A 14972-nucleotide genomic window follows, 5' to 3' on the forward strand; every position below is an offset into this window, starting at 1 on the left:
CGGCCCCACGCGCACGACGGCACGACGGGGACCGGCTCGCGTGCGAGGGTCCTCTCCACGCGCGTGCATGGTCCGCTCCCCCTCAGTACGCCGGCAGCGTCCGCGGCCCGAGGTCGTCCCGGGCGGGTGGCGGCGCGAGCCGTACGGTGGCGCCGAGGACGCTCAGGCCGTGCGAGGCGACGACGACCGGTTCCAGGGTGACGGCGACCACCTCGGGGTGGTCGTCGACCAGCCGGGACACACGCAGCAGCAGCTCCTCGAGCGCGGGGGTGTCCACCGGCGTCGAGCCGCGCCAGCCGAACAGCAGCGGTGCCGTCCGGATCGAGCGCACCAGCGAGGTCGCCTCCCGGTCGGTCACCGGGACCAGGCGGTGCGCCATGTCGTCGAGGAGCTGCGAGGCGGCCCCGGCCAGCCCGAAGGACACCACGGCCCCGGCCGCGGGATCGATCACGGCCCGTACGACGGTGTCGACGCCCCGGGGCGCCATCGCCTGGACCACCGGCCGCAGCTCCTCCGGCGGCCCGAACAGGTCCGTCAACTCGGCGTACGCCCTGCGCAGTTGCTCCTCGTCCGCCAGGTCGAGCCGTACGCCGCCCAGGTCGGCGCGGTGCCGCAGGTGCGGGGCGGTGGCCTTCAGGGCCACCGGGTAGCCGACGGCGCGGGCGGCCTCGGCGGCGGCGTCGGGGGTGGGGGCGGGCAGGGCCCGGCGGACGTGGATGCCGTACGTGCCGAGGAGCTCGCTCGACTCCTGCGTGCCGAGCGTGAGGCCCTGCCCGCGCGCGAGCAGGCCGTCGATCAGCTCGGCGGCCCCCTTCTCGTCGATGTCCTCGTACTCGGGCACCTTCCCCGGATCGGCGGCCTCCCGCCGCCACTGCGCGTACTTCACGGCTTCGGCGAGGGCGCGTACGGCCCGCTCTGCGGCGGGGTAGGCGGGGATGAGGCGGGAGACGTTCCGGGGGATGTCGGGGGTGTCCGACGTCTCGGGGGCGGGTGGCGCGGTCGGCGGGCGCTTCGCAGGGGGAAGCGGGTGGGCATCGTCGGCCGCGGTGTCGGCCGTGTTCGCGTCCGCCTGCGGCGCGGTGCTGGCCGCCGCCGACAGCGCCTCGGCCAGTCCGCCGAGTTCCACGTGCACGACGAGCACCGGCTTCGCGGGAGCCGCGGCGGCGGCCGACCGCAGCGCCTCGGCCAGTTCCGCGTCGCCGGGGGAGGCCTCTCCGATCGCCGGGATGGCGGTGACGACCACCGCGTCGCAGGCGTCGTCCGCCAGCGCCCGCGCGAGCGCCCGGTGGAAGCCGTCCGCGGTCGCCTCCGTCGTGAGGTCGAGGGGAGGCAGCGGCCGCAGCCCCTCGGAGAGGCAGGCGTCGTAGGTCAGCTGCCCCAGCGACTCGGAGTTGCCCAGGATCGCCACCCGGGGCCCGCGGGGCAGCGGCTGCCTGGCGAGGAGCAGCCCCGCGTCCACCAGCTCGGTGATCGTGTGGACGCGGATCACCCCGGCCTGGCGCAGCAGCGCGGACACCGTGGCGGGCGGCAGCCGCGTGGCCCGTACCGCGTGGCCGGTGGGCGCCGATCCCGCCCCCAGCACCACCACCAGCGGCTTCGTCTCCGCGGTCCGCCGCGCGAGGCGGGTGAACTTGCGCGGATTGCCGATCGACTCCAGGTACATGAGGACGACGTCGGTGTCGGGGTCGTCGTACCAGTACTGGATGACGTCGTTGCCGGAGACGTCGGCCCGGTTGCCCGACGACACGAAGGTGGACACGCCGGTGACCCCGGTGACCCCTCCCCCGCGCCGGTGCAGCCGGGACAGCAGCGCGATGCCGATGGCCCCGGACTGGGCGAAGAGGCCGATCCGGCCGGGGCGCGGCATCTCCGGGGCCAGCGAGGCGTTGAGCCGTACCTCCTCGGACGTGTTGATGATCCCGAAGGCGTTCGGCCCGATGATCCGCATGCCGTACGCGCGCGCGTGCCGGACGAGTTCGCGCTGGCGCTCGCGCCCTTCGGGGCCGCTCTCCGCGTACCCGGCGGAGACCACCACGAGCCCCTGCACCCCGTGCTCGCCGCACTCGGCGACCACCTGGGGCACCTGCTCGGCGGGGACGGCGACGACCGCGAGGTCGACCGTGCCCCCGATGTCCCGCACGGAGCGGTACGCGGGCACCCCGTCGACGTCCCCGGCCTCCTCGGCGAGGGCCTGGTTCACCGCGTACAGGTCGCCGGTGAATCCGGCCTCCCTGAGGTTGCCGAGGACGCTGCGGCCCACCCCGCCGGGGGCACGGCCCACGCCGACGACGGCGACGGAACGGGGCGTCAGCAGCCGTCGCACCGACCGGGCTTCGGCACGCTGCTCCCGCGCGTGCTGCACGGCGAGCGAGCGGTCGGTGGGCTCGAGGTCCAACTCCAGGCGTACGACGCCGTCTTCGAAGCTGCGCTTCTGGGTGTAACCGGCGTCCGTGAACACCTTGATCATCTTGGTGTTGGCGGGCAGCACCTCGGCGGCGAACCGGCGGATGCCGCGCTCGCGCGCGACGGCCGCGATGTGCTCGAGGAGGGCGGAGGCGACCCCGCGCCCCTGGTGCGCGTCCTGGACCAGGAACGCGACCTCCGCCTCGTCGGCCGGCGCGGAGGCGGGCACCCCTCCGGCGCCGATGCGGTCGTAGCGTACGGTGGCGATGAACTCACCGCCGATCGTGGCCGCAAGCCCCACGCGGTCCACGAAGTCGTGGTGGGTGAAGCGGTGAACGTCCTTGGCGGACAGGCGTGGATACGGCGCGAAGAAGCGGTAGTACTTCGACTCGTCCGAGACCTGCTCGTAGAAGCTGACCAGGCGGTCGGCGTCGTCGACGGTGATGGGCCGGACGCGCGCGGTGCCGCCGTCGCGCAGCACCACGTCCGCCTCCCAATGGGCGGGGTACTCGTGCCGGTCGCTGCGGTCCGCCGGGGTCTGCATGGGCCCCAGAGTACGGCTCGCGGGCGACAGCGGCGCGAGGCAGTCTGTGGAGGGCGGAAGTTGGACCGAGGCCGCGGTCCGACGACACCTCGGGGCGGGACGCAAGGACCGCTCCGGGCACCGCTTCACGATGTGGAAAACTGGTCTAGACAACCCTGATACCGAAGGGCACGCACATGGCTGAGCGCCGCGTCAACATCGGCTGGGCCGAGGGTCTTCACGCCCGGCCCGCCTCCATCTTCGTCCGAGCCGCCACGGCCGCAGGCGTCCCGGTGACGATCGCCAAGGCCGGCGGCGCGCCGGTCAACGCGGCCTCCATGCTGGCCGTTCTCAGCCTGGGCGCCGAGGGCGGCGAGGAGATCGTCCTCACCTCCGACGCCGAGGGCGCGGACGCCGCCCTGGACCGACTGGCGAAGCTGGTCGCCGAGGGCCTCGAGGAACTGCCCGAGACCGTCTGATCACCGTCCGAGCATCATCTGTGTGACACCAGGAAGCCGCGTCATCCGGAAAGGGTGACGCGGCTTCCGCGTTTTCGCGCGCACCTCGTGTCGAATTCACCGAACACAAGAGCAAGGGGGAATTGCAGGCAGCGGAAATACGCCCCCATGGAATGCCTTCCCTTTGTATACGGCGCCCGTGTTAATGCCGCAGGCTCGGCATGTGTACGGCATGTTGCGTATTCCTCACGTGCGCCCTGCCGTCGGCGCCGGAGGCGAACCGCAGCCGGTGCGTGGTCGTCGCACGCTCGGCATGCAGGGCGCAGATCGCCCGCGCGCGCTCGTCCTCGCCGCGCGCCACCGCCTCCACGAGGGCGCCGTGCTCCGCCCAGGACTCGACGGGGTCGACGGGCGCGGCCACCACGTACATCCACGCGATCTTGTGCCGCAGTTGAGCGAGCGCCGAGGTCAGCGCCGGGCTGCCGGCGGCCTGGGCGAGCGTCTCGTGGAACCAGCCGCCCAGGGAGCGCAGGTCCTCGCTGTTGCCCCTCCTGGCCCGCTCCTGACCCAGCCTGACGAGGCCGCGCAGCACCTTGAGGTGCGCCTCGGTGCGCCGCCGGGCGGCCCGGGACGCGCCGAGGGGCTCCAGCAGCAGGCGCATCTCCAGCAGGTCCGCGGCCTCCTGCTCGGTCGGTTCGGCCACGCACGCGCCCGCGTGCCGCCGGGTCACCACGAAGCCCTCCGCCTCCAGGGTGCGCAGGGCCTCGCGGACGGGAACGCGGGAGACGCCGTAGCGGCGCGCGAGGAGTTCCTCGGTGAGCCGGCCGCCACGCTCGTGGACGCCGGTGACGATGTCGTCCCGGATCGCCGTGCACACCGACTGCGCCGGAACCCGCATGACCGACCTCCGCTTCGATCCCCGTGAAACGGATCCCCTGGAAATGGATCCCCATGAAAGCGACGCTCGTGAAGCATCGACGATCGACGCATGTCCGGTGACTCTATTGCAAGGAGCCGGAATTTCCGACGGCAGGCCGGAATCCATGGACAGATTTTGGACAGCACCGCGTTCAGCATTGCGTTCGGTACTGCGCTCAGCGTCGCGTTCGAAACGGCGAAAGCCCCGGCTCGGGGAGCCGGGGCCTCGGGATGAGGTGCGATCGTCCGTCGGACGGGCACCACGCTCGTCCGTCAGACGTGCACGCCGTGCTTGCGGAGATAGGCGACGGGGTCGACGTCGGAGCCGTAGTCCGGGGTGGTGCGGGCCTCGAAGTGGAGGTGCGGGCCGGTGACGTTGCCCGTCGCTCCGGACAGGCCTATCTGCTCGCCCGGAGTGACCTTCTGGCCCACCGAGACGCCGATCGACGACAGATGGCCGTACATGGTGTACATGCCGTCGGCCATCTTGATCACGATCTGGTTGCCGTACGCCCCGCCCCAGCCGGCGGACACGACCGTGCCGGAGCCGACGGCGTGGACGACGGTGCCGCTGGCCGCGTGGAAGTCGATGCCGGTGTGGGCACCGGAGGACCACAGGGAGCCGCTGGACTTGTAACCGGTGGAGACGTACGAGTGGGCGACCGGCACCACGAAGGCGTTGAGGCGCCTGCGCTCGGCGGCGCGAGCGGCACGCTCCTTGGCCGCACGCTCCTTCGCGGCCTTCTTCGCCGCCGCCACGCGCGCGGCCTTCTCGGCAGCCTTCTCCTCGGCGGCCTGCTTCTGGGCGGTGGCCTGAGCGTCGATCTGCTGGGCGGCCGAGCCGCCGAGGGAGACGACGGGGATGAGGCCGGTCTGCCCCGCGCTGCCGCCGGCGGCGAGCGCCGGGGCGGCCAGGGTGCCGACCACACCGGTGGTGGTGAGGGCCGCGACACCCGCGGCACGAGCGGTGGTGCGCTGCATCCGGCTGGGACGACGATGCTTCCCGGTGGCGCGCGTGAACGCCATGAAGTGGCTGGTCCTTTCCTTCCTTCTCGCCTACCGGGTTAGCTGACGGGTTCGGAGCAGGAAGGTCTCCTACGGCCCCCACGGCGCGCGTGGGCGTCCGATTCACCCCAGGGACGGTTGGGTCCCCGGCTCCCCTGGCTCGCGCCGTACGGGGACTCGGCGATGACTGTCCGGTGCCGCGGGCGCGGCGCACTGCCTGACGAACAGCCCGGACGACGCTAAGGGGGGCAACTTTCAATTCCCAAACAAAAAAAGACTTTTGTAGCGCACGCCACACGCAGACAGGCGACCTCCGCCCCAATTCGGGCATATGGGCGGTAGGTGTGAAGGCCTGGGCGGAACACACGAGGGCCCTGGCGACCGGTCAGTCGCCAGGGCCCCACGCGCGCGGGTGCCTGTTGTGGGCTACTCGGCGGCCACGACGGTGACTTCACCGATGCCGAGGGCCTCGACCGGCTCCTTGATCTGAGCGGCGTCACCGACGAGGACGGTCACCAGACGGTCCACCGGGTAGGCGTTCACCACGGCCGCGGTGGCCTCCACGGTGCCCGTGTTGGCGAGCTGCCGGTACAGCGAGGCCTGGAAGTCGTCGGGCAGGTGCTGCTCGACCTGGTCGGCCAGGGTGCCGGCCACGGCCGCCGCGGTCTCGTACTTCAGCGGCGCCACTCCGACGAGGTTCTGCACGGCGATGTCGCGCTCGGCGTTCGTGAGGCCCTCCTCGGCGAGCGTGCGCAGCACCGTCCACAGGTCCTGGAGCGCCGGGCCGGTGTTCGGGGTGTCCACGGAGCCGCTGATGGCGAGCATCGAGGCGCCCGTGCCGTCCGGGGCGGACCGCAGGACCTGCCCGAACGAGCGCACACCGTAGGTGTAGCCCTTCTCCTCGCGCAGGACCCGGTCCAGGCGGGAGGTGAGGGTGCCGCCGAGGCAGTAGGTGCCGAGCACCTGGGCGGGCCACACACGGTCGTGCCGGTCGCCGCCGACGCGGCCGATGAGCAGCTGCGTCTGGACGGCGCCGGGGCGGTCCACGATGACGACGCGACCGGTGTCGTCGGCGCTCACCGGCGGCACGGGACGCGGCTGGGCCGGGGAGCCGGTCCAGCCGCCCAGGGTGTCGCCGAGCAGCTCGTCGAGGTCGATGCCGGTGAGGTCGCCGACGACCACGGCGGTGGCGGTGGCGGGCCGGACGTGCCGGTCGTAGAAGGCGCGTACGGCCGGGGCGTCGATCTTGGCGACCGTGTCCTCGGTGCCCTGGCGCGGGCGCGACATGCGCGAGGTCGCCGGGAACAGCTCCTTGGACAGCTCCTTGGCCGCGCGGCGGGCCGGGTTGGCCAGCTCGTGCGGGATCTCGTCGAGGCGGTTGCGGACCAGCCGCTCGACCTCGCTGTCGGCGAAGGCGGGCGCCTTCAGGGCGTCGGCGAGCAGGCCGAGCGCCTTGCCGAGGCGGGAAGCAGGGACCTCCAGGCTGATACGGACGCCCGGGTGGTCGGCGTGCGCGTCGAGGGTGGCACCGCAGCGCTCCAGCTCGGCGGCGTACTCCTCGGCGGAGTGCTGGTTCGTGCCTTCGGAGAAGGCACGCGCCATGATCGTGGCGACGCCGTCGAAGCCGGCCGGCTCGGCGTCCAGGGGCGCGTCCAGCAGCACCTCCACGGCGACGACCTGCTGGCCGGGGCGGTGGCAGCGCAGGACGGTCAGGCCGTTGTCCAGCGTGCCGCGCTCGGGGGCCGGGAAGGCCCACGGCTTCGCCTCGCCCGCCCGGGGCTGGGGGTGGAACTCCATCGCGGCGAGCTCGGTCACTTGGCCGCCTCCTCGTCCTCGTGTCGGTCGGCGCCGGCTTCTACGGTGGCTTCGGACTCCGGGTCCTCGGGGAACTCCTCGTCCTCGGTGTGCTCCGCGGACTCCTCCGACAGCGGCTCGTAGACGAGCGACGCGCGGTTGTCGGGGCGCAGGCGGGCCTGGGCGACCTCCCGGACCTCCTCGGGGGTCACCGCCAGGACGCGCTGGACGGCGGTGAGGGCGAGCTGGGGGTCGCCGAACAGGACGGCGTAGCGGCACAGTTCGTCGGCGCGGCCCGCGACCGTGCCGAGCCGGTCCAGCCACTCGCGCTCCAGCTGGGCCTGCGCGCGCTCCATTTCCTCGGGCGTGGGGCCCTCCTCGGCGAAGCGGGCGAGCTCCTCGTCGATGGCGGCCTCGATGACCGGCACCTCGACGTCGCCGGAGGTCTTCACGTCCAGCCAGCCCAGGGAGGGCGCCCCGGCCAGCCGCAGCAGGCCGAAGCCGGCCGCTACGGCCGTACGGTCGCGCCGTACGAGCCGGTTGTACAGGCGGGAGGACTCGCCGCCGCCGAGGACGGTGAGCGCCACGTCGGCCGCGTCGCACGCGCGCGTGCCGTCCTCGGGGAGCCGGTAGGCGGACATCAGGGCGCGGGCCGGGACCTCCTCCACGACGACCTCGCGCAGCTGCCGGCCGTGGGTCTCCGGCAGGGAGCCGTCGCGGGGCTCGGGCTTGCCGTCGTGCGAGGGGATCGAGCCGAAGTACTTCTCGACCCAGGCGAGGGTCTGCTCGGGGTCGATGTCGCCGACCACGGACAGGACGGCGTTGTTCGGCGCGTAGTACGTGCGGAAGAACGCGCGCGCGTCCTCCAGCGTCGCCGCGTCCAGGTCCGCCATGGAGCCGATCGGCGTGTGGTGGTACGGGTGGCCCTCCGGGTAGGAGAGGGCGGTCAGCTTCTCGAAGGCGGTGCCGTAGGGCACGTTGTCGTAGCGCTGGCGGCGCTCGTTCTTGACGACGTCCCGCTGGTTCTCCATGGACTCCTCGTCCAGGGCGGCGAGAAGCGAGCCCATGCGGTCGGCCTCCAGCCAGAGGGCGAGCTCCAGCTGGTGGGCGGGCATGGTCTCGAAGTAGTTGGTGCGCTCGAAGCTGGTGGTGCCGTTCAGCGAGCCGCCGGCGCCCTGCACGAGCTCGAAGTGCCCGTTGCCCTTCACCTGCCCGGAGCCCTGGAACATCAGGTGCTCGAAGAGGTGAGCCAGACCGGTGCGCCCCTTGACTTCGTGGCGGGAGCCGACGTCGTACCAGAGGCAGACCGCCGCGACCGGGGTCAGGTGGTCCTCGGAGAGCACCACGCGCAGGCCATTGGCCAGGCGGTGCTCGGTCGCGGTCAGGCCCCCGGAACCTGACTCGGCTGTGGCCGTGTGACCCATGGGCATGTACGTCCCTTCGATCGCGGAAGCGGTCCTGAAAAACCGCGGTTTTCCTGCCGTCCTGCCACTGTATGCAAGCGCGCGCACCCTGGGCGAAGTTCCCGGGGGCCGTACGCCCACAGCGGATCGCGTAGCCTGCGGGAGTCGTGCCGCGGAGCGGCCGTCCGCGACGCCCTCCCGGCGCCGGGACGGGCCGTCGGCACCGGGCCGCGGCCCGGGTTGTCAGTCCCGCGGTCCACAATGGTCCGCGTAAGATCCCGTTCACGCTTCAGCAAGGAGCCTGGCAGCGATGGCCCGCCGCAGCACGAAGACCCCGCCGTCCGACGAGTCGTACGAGGAGAAGATCCTCGACATCGACGTCGTGGACGAGATGCAGGGCTCGTACCTCGAATACGCGTATTCGGTCATCTACTCCCGCGCCCTGCCGGACGCACGCGACGGGCTCAAGCCGGTGCACCGCCGCATCGTCTACCAGATGAACGAGATGGGCCTGCGCCCCGAGCGCGGCTATGTGAAGTGCGCCCGCGTCGTCGGCGAGGTCATGGGCAAGCTCCACCCGCACGGCGACGCGTCGATCTACGACGCCCTGGTGCGCATGGCCCAGCCGTTCTCGATGCGCGTCCCGCTGGTCGACGGCCACGGCAACTTCGGCTCGCTGGGCAACGACGACCCGCCGGCCGCCATGCGGTACACCGAGTGCCGGATGGCCTCGGCCACGAGCCTGATGACCGAGTCGATCGACGAGGAGACGGTCGACTTCGCGCCCAACTACGACGGCCAGGAGCAGGAGCCGGTGGCACTGCCCGCCGCCTTCCCGAACCTGCTGGTCAACGGCGCGTCGGGCATCGCGGTCGGCATGGCCACGAACATGCCGCCGCACAACCTCGGCGAGGTCATCGCGGCCGCCCGCCACCTGATCCGCCACCCGAACGCGGACCTGGACACGCTGATGAAGCACATCCCGGGTCCCGACCTGCCCACCGGCGGCCGGATCGTCGGCCTCTCCGGCATCCGCGACGCGTACGAGACGGGCCGCGGCACGTTCAAGATCCGCGCCACGGTGGCCGTGGAGAGCGTCACCGCCCGCCGCAAGGGTCTGATCGTCACCGAGCTGCCCTTCACGGTCGGCCCGGAGAAGGTGATCGCCAAGATCAAGGATCTGGTCGGCTCGAAGAAGCTGCAGGGCATCGCCGACGTCAAGGACCTCACGGACCGCGCGCACGGCCTGCGCCTGGTCATCGAGATCAAGAACGGCTTCGTGCCGGAGGCGGTCCTGGAGCAGCTCTACAAGCTGACGCCCATGGAGGAGTCCTTCGGTATCAACAACGTGGCGTTGGTGGACGGCCAGCCGCTCACGCTGGGCCTGAAGGAGCTCCTGGAGGTCTACCTCGACCACCGCTTCAACGTCGTCCGCCGCCGCTCGGAGTTCCGCCGCACCAAGCGCCGCGACCGGCTGCACCTGGTGGAGGGCCTGCTGACGGCCCTCGTCGACATCGACGAGGTCATCCGGCTGATCCGCTCCAGCGAGAACTCCGCGCAGGCCAAGGAGCGCCTGATGGAGCGCTTCGGCCTGTCGGCGACCCAGACGCAGTACATCCTCGACACGCCCCTGCGCCGCCTGACCAGGTACGACCGCATCGAGCTGGACGCGGAGAAGGACCGGCTGAACGAGGAGATCGCGGAGCTGACCCGGATCCTCGAGTCCGACGCCGAGCTGCGCAAGCTGGTCTCCGCCGAACTGGCCGCGGTGGCCAAGAAGTTCGGTACCGAGCGCCGCACGATCCTGCTGGAGTCCTCGGGCGCCCCGGCCCCCGCGATCTCGCTCCAGGTCGCGGACGACCCGTGCCGCGTCCTGCTGTCCTCGACGGGGCTGCTGGCCCGCACGGCGACCGCCGAGCCGTTCCCGGTGGACGAGGCCGCCGGACGCACCAAGCACGACGTGATCGTCTCGGCGGTTCCGGCGACGCAGCGCGGCGAGATCGGCGTGGTGACGTCCAGCGGGCGTCTGCTGCGGCTGAACGTGATCGACCTCCCGCAGCTGCCGGACACGGCGGCGGCGCCCACCCTCGCCGGAGGGGCGCCGGTGCCGGAGTTCGTCACCCTGGCGGACGACGAGACGGTGGTCTGCCTGACCACGCTCGACGAGTCGTCCCCGGGCCTGGCGGTCGGCACGGAACAGGGCGTCGTCAAGCGCGTGGTGCCCGAATACCCGTCCAACAAGGACGAGTTGGAGGTCATCACGCTCAAGGAGGGCGACCGGATCGTCGGCGCGGTGGAGCTGCGCACCGGCGAGGAGGACCTGGTGTTCATCACGGACGACGCGCAGCTGCTGCGCTACCAGGCGGGCCAGGTCCGTCCGCAGGGCCGCGCGGCGGGCGGCATGGCGGGCATCAAGCTCGCCGACGGCGCGAAGGTCATCTCCTTCACCGCCGTCGATCCGGCCGCGGACGCGATGGTGTTCACGGTGGCGGGCTCGCGCGGCACGCTGGAGGACTGCGTGCAGACGACGGCCAAGCTGACGCCGTTCGACCAGTACCCGCGCAAGGGCCGCGCCACCGGCGGCGTCCGCTGCCAGCGCTTCCTCAAGGGCGAGGACTGTCTGGCCCTGGCCTGGGCGGGCCCCGTCCCGGCGAGGGCGGCGCAGAAGAGCGGCGCTCCGGTCGAGCTGCCGGAGATCGACCCGCGCCGCGACGGCTCGGGCATCTCGCTGACGAAGACGGTGTCGGTGGTGGCGGGGCCGGTGTTCTAGGCCTCGAAGGCCTCGCCGGTCCCGAAGGTCTCCGCGTCGGGCTCCTCCTCGGAGCCCGGCACGTACCGCAGGACGCCCCACATGCCGTTCTCGTCGGCGTGCGGGGCGTCGTTCTTGCACGCCTCGAGTTCCTTGGCGAGGGCGACGGCGTCGATACCGGAGCCGATGAGGACGAGCTGGGTGAGGCGGGCGTCGGCGGCCGCCCAGGGCTCGGGCCGGAAGCGCAGGAACCGCCCGACGGCATGGACGGCGTAGCGGTTCTTGCTGTCGTACGGCCCGAAGTCGACGTACCCCTTGATCCGGTAGAGCCCCTCGGACCGGCTGTCGAGGAACGCCATGAGGCGGCGGGGGTCGAGGGGGAGCTCGGAGACGAAGGACAGACTGTCGTAGCCGGTGTGCAGGTGCTCGTGCCCGGTGTGGTCCCCCTCGCCGCGCTCGTGCAGATCGTCGAAGGAGAGCTGCCCGACGCGCTGCTCGCTGGGCCGGCAGTCGAAGAGGAACTCGGGGTCGATACGGCCGTAGGTGGCGGGGACGACAGCGGCACGCTCGGCGAGCGACCGCACGAGCCCGAGCACCCGCCGACCGTCGTCGGCCGCCCGGTCGAGCTTGTTGACCACGACGAGGTCGGCGAGGGCGAGATGCCGGTCGATCTCGGGGTGCCGCGCGCGGGTGCCGTCGAACTCGGCGGCATCGACGACCTCGACGAGCCCGCCGTAAACGATCCCCGGATGCTCGCTGGCGAGCACCATGCGGACGAGCTCCTGGGGTTCGGCGAGCCCGCTGGCCTCGATGACGATGACGTCGATCCCGGCGGAAGGCGCAGCAAGCCGCTCCAGGTGGAGATCGAGTTCGCCGACATCGACGGCACAGCACAGACAGCCGTTGCCCAGCGAGACCGTGGAGTCCCCGAGCGCTCCGGCGACGGCCATGGCGTCGATCTCGATGGCCCCGAAGTCGTTGACGACGGCCCCGATGCGGCTTCCTCCGCTGCGGTGGAGGAGGTGGTTGAGCAGCGTGGTCTTCCCGGAGCCCAGGAATCCGGCCAGGACGACGACCGGGATCTGCTGCGGACTGCGGCGGTGCTCCAACGTGCGACCTCTCTCACACAGACGCGTGCACCGGCTCGCGGCCCGGCGCACGTACGAGGATTGAATGCCGACCCAGGATACGAGTGGGAAGAAACCCCGCGAAGTGAACGATTGTTAGCTCCCCTTGCGGGGCAGACGATGGGCAAGGCGCCGGAGCGTGCGACCCTTGCTTCCCTCCATGCGCCGCCTCTCCGCCTCCCAGCCGATCAGAGCCGCTCGGCACACTCAGGGAGACGGCAAGCGCCGCCCACCGCTCACCGGTCCCCTCCAGTCGACCCGCACTCCGACGACCGGCGGAGGGTTGCCTGATTCGGGGGTTGACATGGTCACACGGAAACTTGGGATATGGCGGTTCGGTGCCACCGCGGGCTTCGCTTTCACTGCGGGCGCGCTCGTGGCACTGGCCGCACACCATCGTCGCTACGCCGAATTACAACTCCGGGTCGCGATGGTGGAGCGCACGGAGCGGCAAGCCGTCCTTACCGAGCAGCAGCGGCTGCAGTTCTCCCTGCTGTGCAAGGCCATGGACGACGCCGATCTCGCGGCCGTGTACAGCACGGTCGTTGTCGACTCACCGACCCAGCGGCGCCAGTACTTGTTCGCGCACGGGATGTACACGAACGCACTCCTCGCCTATCGGACCGGAGTCGTCAACTGGGAGGAGTTGCACGGTCACCTGCGCGTCATCTGCATGAACGCGATCTTCCGGGAGTACTGGCGGACCCACACAGACCACCGCGCGAGCCTCCGGGGCGATTCAGAGGAAGCCCGAGTGGGTCGGATGGTAGACGGAATCATCCAGGATCTAGACGAGGCAGACACTGACGAGTGGTGGGTCGTGGGTGAACCTCCGGCGGAGGAAGAGCAGCGCTGACACATCCAACACGTCGCCCATTACCGCCAGTTGGCCTATCGGTGAACGTCTGTTCCACTTGACGGTCGGCTACCCTGCTCCCCTCTTTCGACACCTGAAACATGAGGATCGGGGTTCCCTTGAAGATCATGCGCCGCATCGGTGCGTCCCCACGCGAACGGGGCAGTCTGTCCGGCGACACCTGCCCGGACATCTTCGAGCTCAGCGACGGCAACTTCGCCGTCATCGGGACCGACGCCACCGAGGCGCTGGACGGTGAGCTTCCTGCCGATGCGGCTCGCGCCGACTACGAGCGGATCGTAGTGATCAGCCGCGAAACACTCCTACGAGCCAAAGACGATATTCCCCATGCTTGAGATAGCCACCCTGCTGGGGGCCATCGGCGGGACACTCAGCGGAGTCGCGGCAGTCGTCATGGCGTTCCGCGGCATGCGCAAGGACCGCGGCACCCAAGGCCCGCATGAATGAAGGTTCATCGCGAATCCCGGCACCCCCTGTAGTGCCGGGATTCGCTGGTCAAGCCACCGCCGGCACCGCCACCGGAGCCCCCGGCCCCACATACCGCGCCACCGGCCGGATGATCTTCGGGTCCTCCGCCTGTTCCAGGATGTTCGCGCTCCAGCCGACGACCCGCCCGGCCGCGAACGTGGGCGTGAACATCTCGCGGGGCAGGCCGCACAGTTCCATGACCACGCCCGCGTAGAACTCGACGTTGGCGTGGAGCTCCCGGCCGGGCTTCAGTTCGGCGAGGATCGCCTCGATATGCCGCTCGACCTCTGTCGCGAAGTCGACGCGCGGGCCGCCGAACCCCTCAGCGATCTCCCGCAGCATCCGCGAACGGGGGTCCTCCGTACGGTAGATCGCGTGGCCGAAGCCCATGATGCGGTCGCCGGCGAGGACGCGTTCACGGATCCAGCCGTCGATACGGTCCGGCGTGCCGATCGCGTCCAGGGTGTCCAGGGCCCGGCTGGGCGCACCGCCGTGCAGCGGCCCGGACAGCGCACCCACGGCCCCCACCAGGCACGCCGCGACATCCGCACCTGTCGACGCGATGACCCGCGCGGTGAAGGTTGACGCGTTGAAGCCACGGTCAATGGTTGAGATCAGGTATTGCTCGACCGCCCGGGCCCGCATCGCGTCCGGTTCCGAACCGGTCAGCATGTAGAGGTAATTGGCCGCGTACGACAGGTCCTCCCGCGGCTCCACCGGCTCCAGCCCCTGCCCGAGCCGGTACAGCGCGGTCAGCAGCGTCGGTACGGCCGCACACGCGGCGACGGTGTCCGCGCGGCGCCGGTCGGCGTCGACGTCGTACACCGGCCGGAATCCCTTGGCCGCCCCGAGCAGCGACAGCGCCGTGCGCATCCCCGCCAGCGGGCCCGACGGACCGCTCGCCGCGGCGACGGCGGGGAGTGCGGACCGGACCTCGTCGGGCAGTCGCCGCAACTCCGCGGTCTCGGCGGCGAAGGCGGCCCGCCGCCGCGCGTCCGGCAGTTCGCCGTGCACGAGGAGATGCCAGACATCCTCGAAGCCGCGGGTCCGCGCGAGGTCGACGGCCGAGTACTGGCGGTAGTGGTAGAAGCCCTCGCGCCCGCGCACGTCGCCGATCTCGGTGTCGGTGACGACGACGCCCGCGAGTCCGCGTGGCACGTCGACAAGGGTGGTCGCGGCCCTGTTGATGGACATGTTCTTCCTCCCTGGACTTGATTCAACTGTCCATGCTTGACTGTTTGAGTGTC

11 protein-coding genes and 1 riboswitch are annotated in these 14972 nt (G+C 71.3%); of the genes, 4 read left to right on the forward strand and 7 right to left on the reverse strand.

What is annotated here, in order from left to right; genetic code table 11:
• Window positions 1–82: 82 nt before the first annotated feature.
• Entirely contained in the window at window positions 83–2947 is a 2865-nt protein-coding gene (locus ABZ910_RS21315; RefSeq protein ID WP_361367205.1) for a GNAT family N-acetyltransferase, read from the reverse strand.
• A gap of 176 nt (window positions 2948–3123) precedes the next feature.
• Between ABZ910_RS21315 and ABZ910_RS21320 the strand changes: the two genes are divergently transcribed.
• A complete protein-coding gene (locus ABZ910_RS21320) occupies window positions 3124–3405 on the forward strand; it encodes an HPr family phosphocarrier protein (RefSeq protein ID WP_361367208.1) in 282 nt (93 codons plus the stop codon).
• Between the two features lie 181 nt (window positions 3406–3586).
• On the opposite strand, the gene ABZ910_RS21325 is transcribed toward ABZ910_RS21320, so the two are convergent.
• The 4 genes from ABZ910_RS21325 to ABZ910_RS21340 form a co-directional block, all read right to left on the reverse strand.
• Window positions 3587–4282, reverse strand: a complete 696-nt coding sequence (locus tag ABZ910_RS21325) for a GntR family transcriptional regulator (protein ID WP_361367211.1) — start codon at window positions 4280–4282, stop codon at window positions 3587–3589.
• Between the two features lie 293 nt (window positions 4283–4575).
• Window positions 4576–5328, reverse strand: a complete 753-nt coding sequence (locus ABZ910_RS21330) for a M23 family metallopeptidase (protein ID WP_361367214.1) — start codon at window positions 5326–5328, stop codon at window positions 4576–4578.
• Window positions 5329–5341: 13 nt separating this feature from the next.
• Window positions 5342–5500, reverse strand: a riboswitch (cyclic di-AMP (ydaO/yuaA leader).
• A 233-nt stretch (window positions 5501–5733) separates the two neighbouring features.
• Entirely contained in the window at window positions 5734–7122 is a 1389-nt protein-coding gene (locus ABZ910_RS21335) for a pitrilysin family protein (RefSeq protein ID WP_361367216.1), read from the reverse strand.
• A complete protein-coding gene (locus ABZ910_RS21340; protein ID WP_361367218.1) occupies window positions 7119–8531 on the reverse strand; it encodes a pitrilysin family protein in 1413 nt (470 codons plus the stop codon). Before ABZ910_RS21340 ends, ABZ910_RS21335 begins: the two co-directional genes overlap by 4 nt.
• Window positions 8532–8814: 283 nt before the next feature.
• On the opposite strand from ABZ910_RS21340, the gene ABZ910_RS21345 reads away from it, so the two are divergent.
• Entirely contained in the window at window positions 8815–11274 is a 2460-nt protein-coding gene (locus ABZ910_RS21345) for a DNA topoisomerase IV subunit A (RefSeq protein ID WP_361367221.1), read from the forward strand.
• Here the strand turns inward: ABZ910_RS21345 and ABZ910_RS21350 are convergent.
• A complete protein-coding gene (locus ABZ910_RS21350) occupies window positions 11271–12362 on the reverse strand; it encodes a GTP-binding protein (protein ID WP_361367224.1) in 1092 nt (363 codons plus the stop codon). The genes ABZ910_RS21345 and ABZ910_RS21350 overlap by 4 nt on opposite strands.
• Before the next feature lie 322 nt (window positions 12363–12684).
• Between ABZ910_RS21350 and ABZ910_RS21355 the strand changes: the two genes are divergently transcribed.
• Together ABZ910_RS21355 and ABZ910_RS21360 are read left to right on the forward strand one after the other, a co-directional pair.
• Window positions 12685–13236 carry a DUF6082 family protein gene (locus tag ABZ910_RS21355; RefSeq protein WP_361367227.1) on the forward strand — a complete coding sequence of 184 codons (552 nt, stop codon included), beginning with the start codon at window positions 12685–12687 and terminating at the stop codon, window positions 13234–13236.
• A 119-nt stretch (window positions 13237–13355) separates the two neighbouring features.
• Complete coding sequence (locus tag ABZ910_RS21360; RefSeq protein ID WP_361367229.1) at window positions 13356–13592, forward strand: hypothetical protein; 237 nt, start codon at window positions 13356–13358, stop codon at window positions 13590–13592.
• A gap of 160 nt (window positions 13593–13752) precedes the next feature.
• Here ABZ910_RS21360 and ABZ910_RS21365 read toward each other — a convergent pair whose 3' ends face one another.
• Window positions 13753–14919, reverse strand: coding sequence for a citrate synthase/methylcitrate synthase (locus ABZ910_RS21365; RefSeq protein WP_361367231.1), 1167 nt, complete (start codon window positions 14917–14919; stop codon window positions 13753–13755).
• Between the last annotated feature and the right edge of the window lie 53 nt (window positions 14920–14972).

The sequence above is a fragment of the Streptomyces sp. NPDC046805 genome, from assembly GCF_040645355.1.
Classification (GTDB): Bacteria; Actinomycetota; Actinomycetes; order Streptomycetales; family Streptomycetaceae; genus Streptomyces.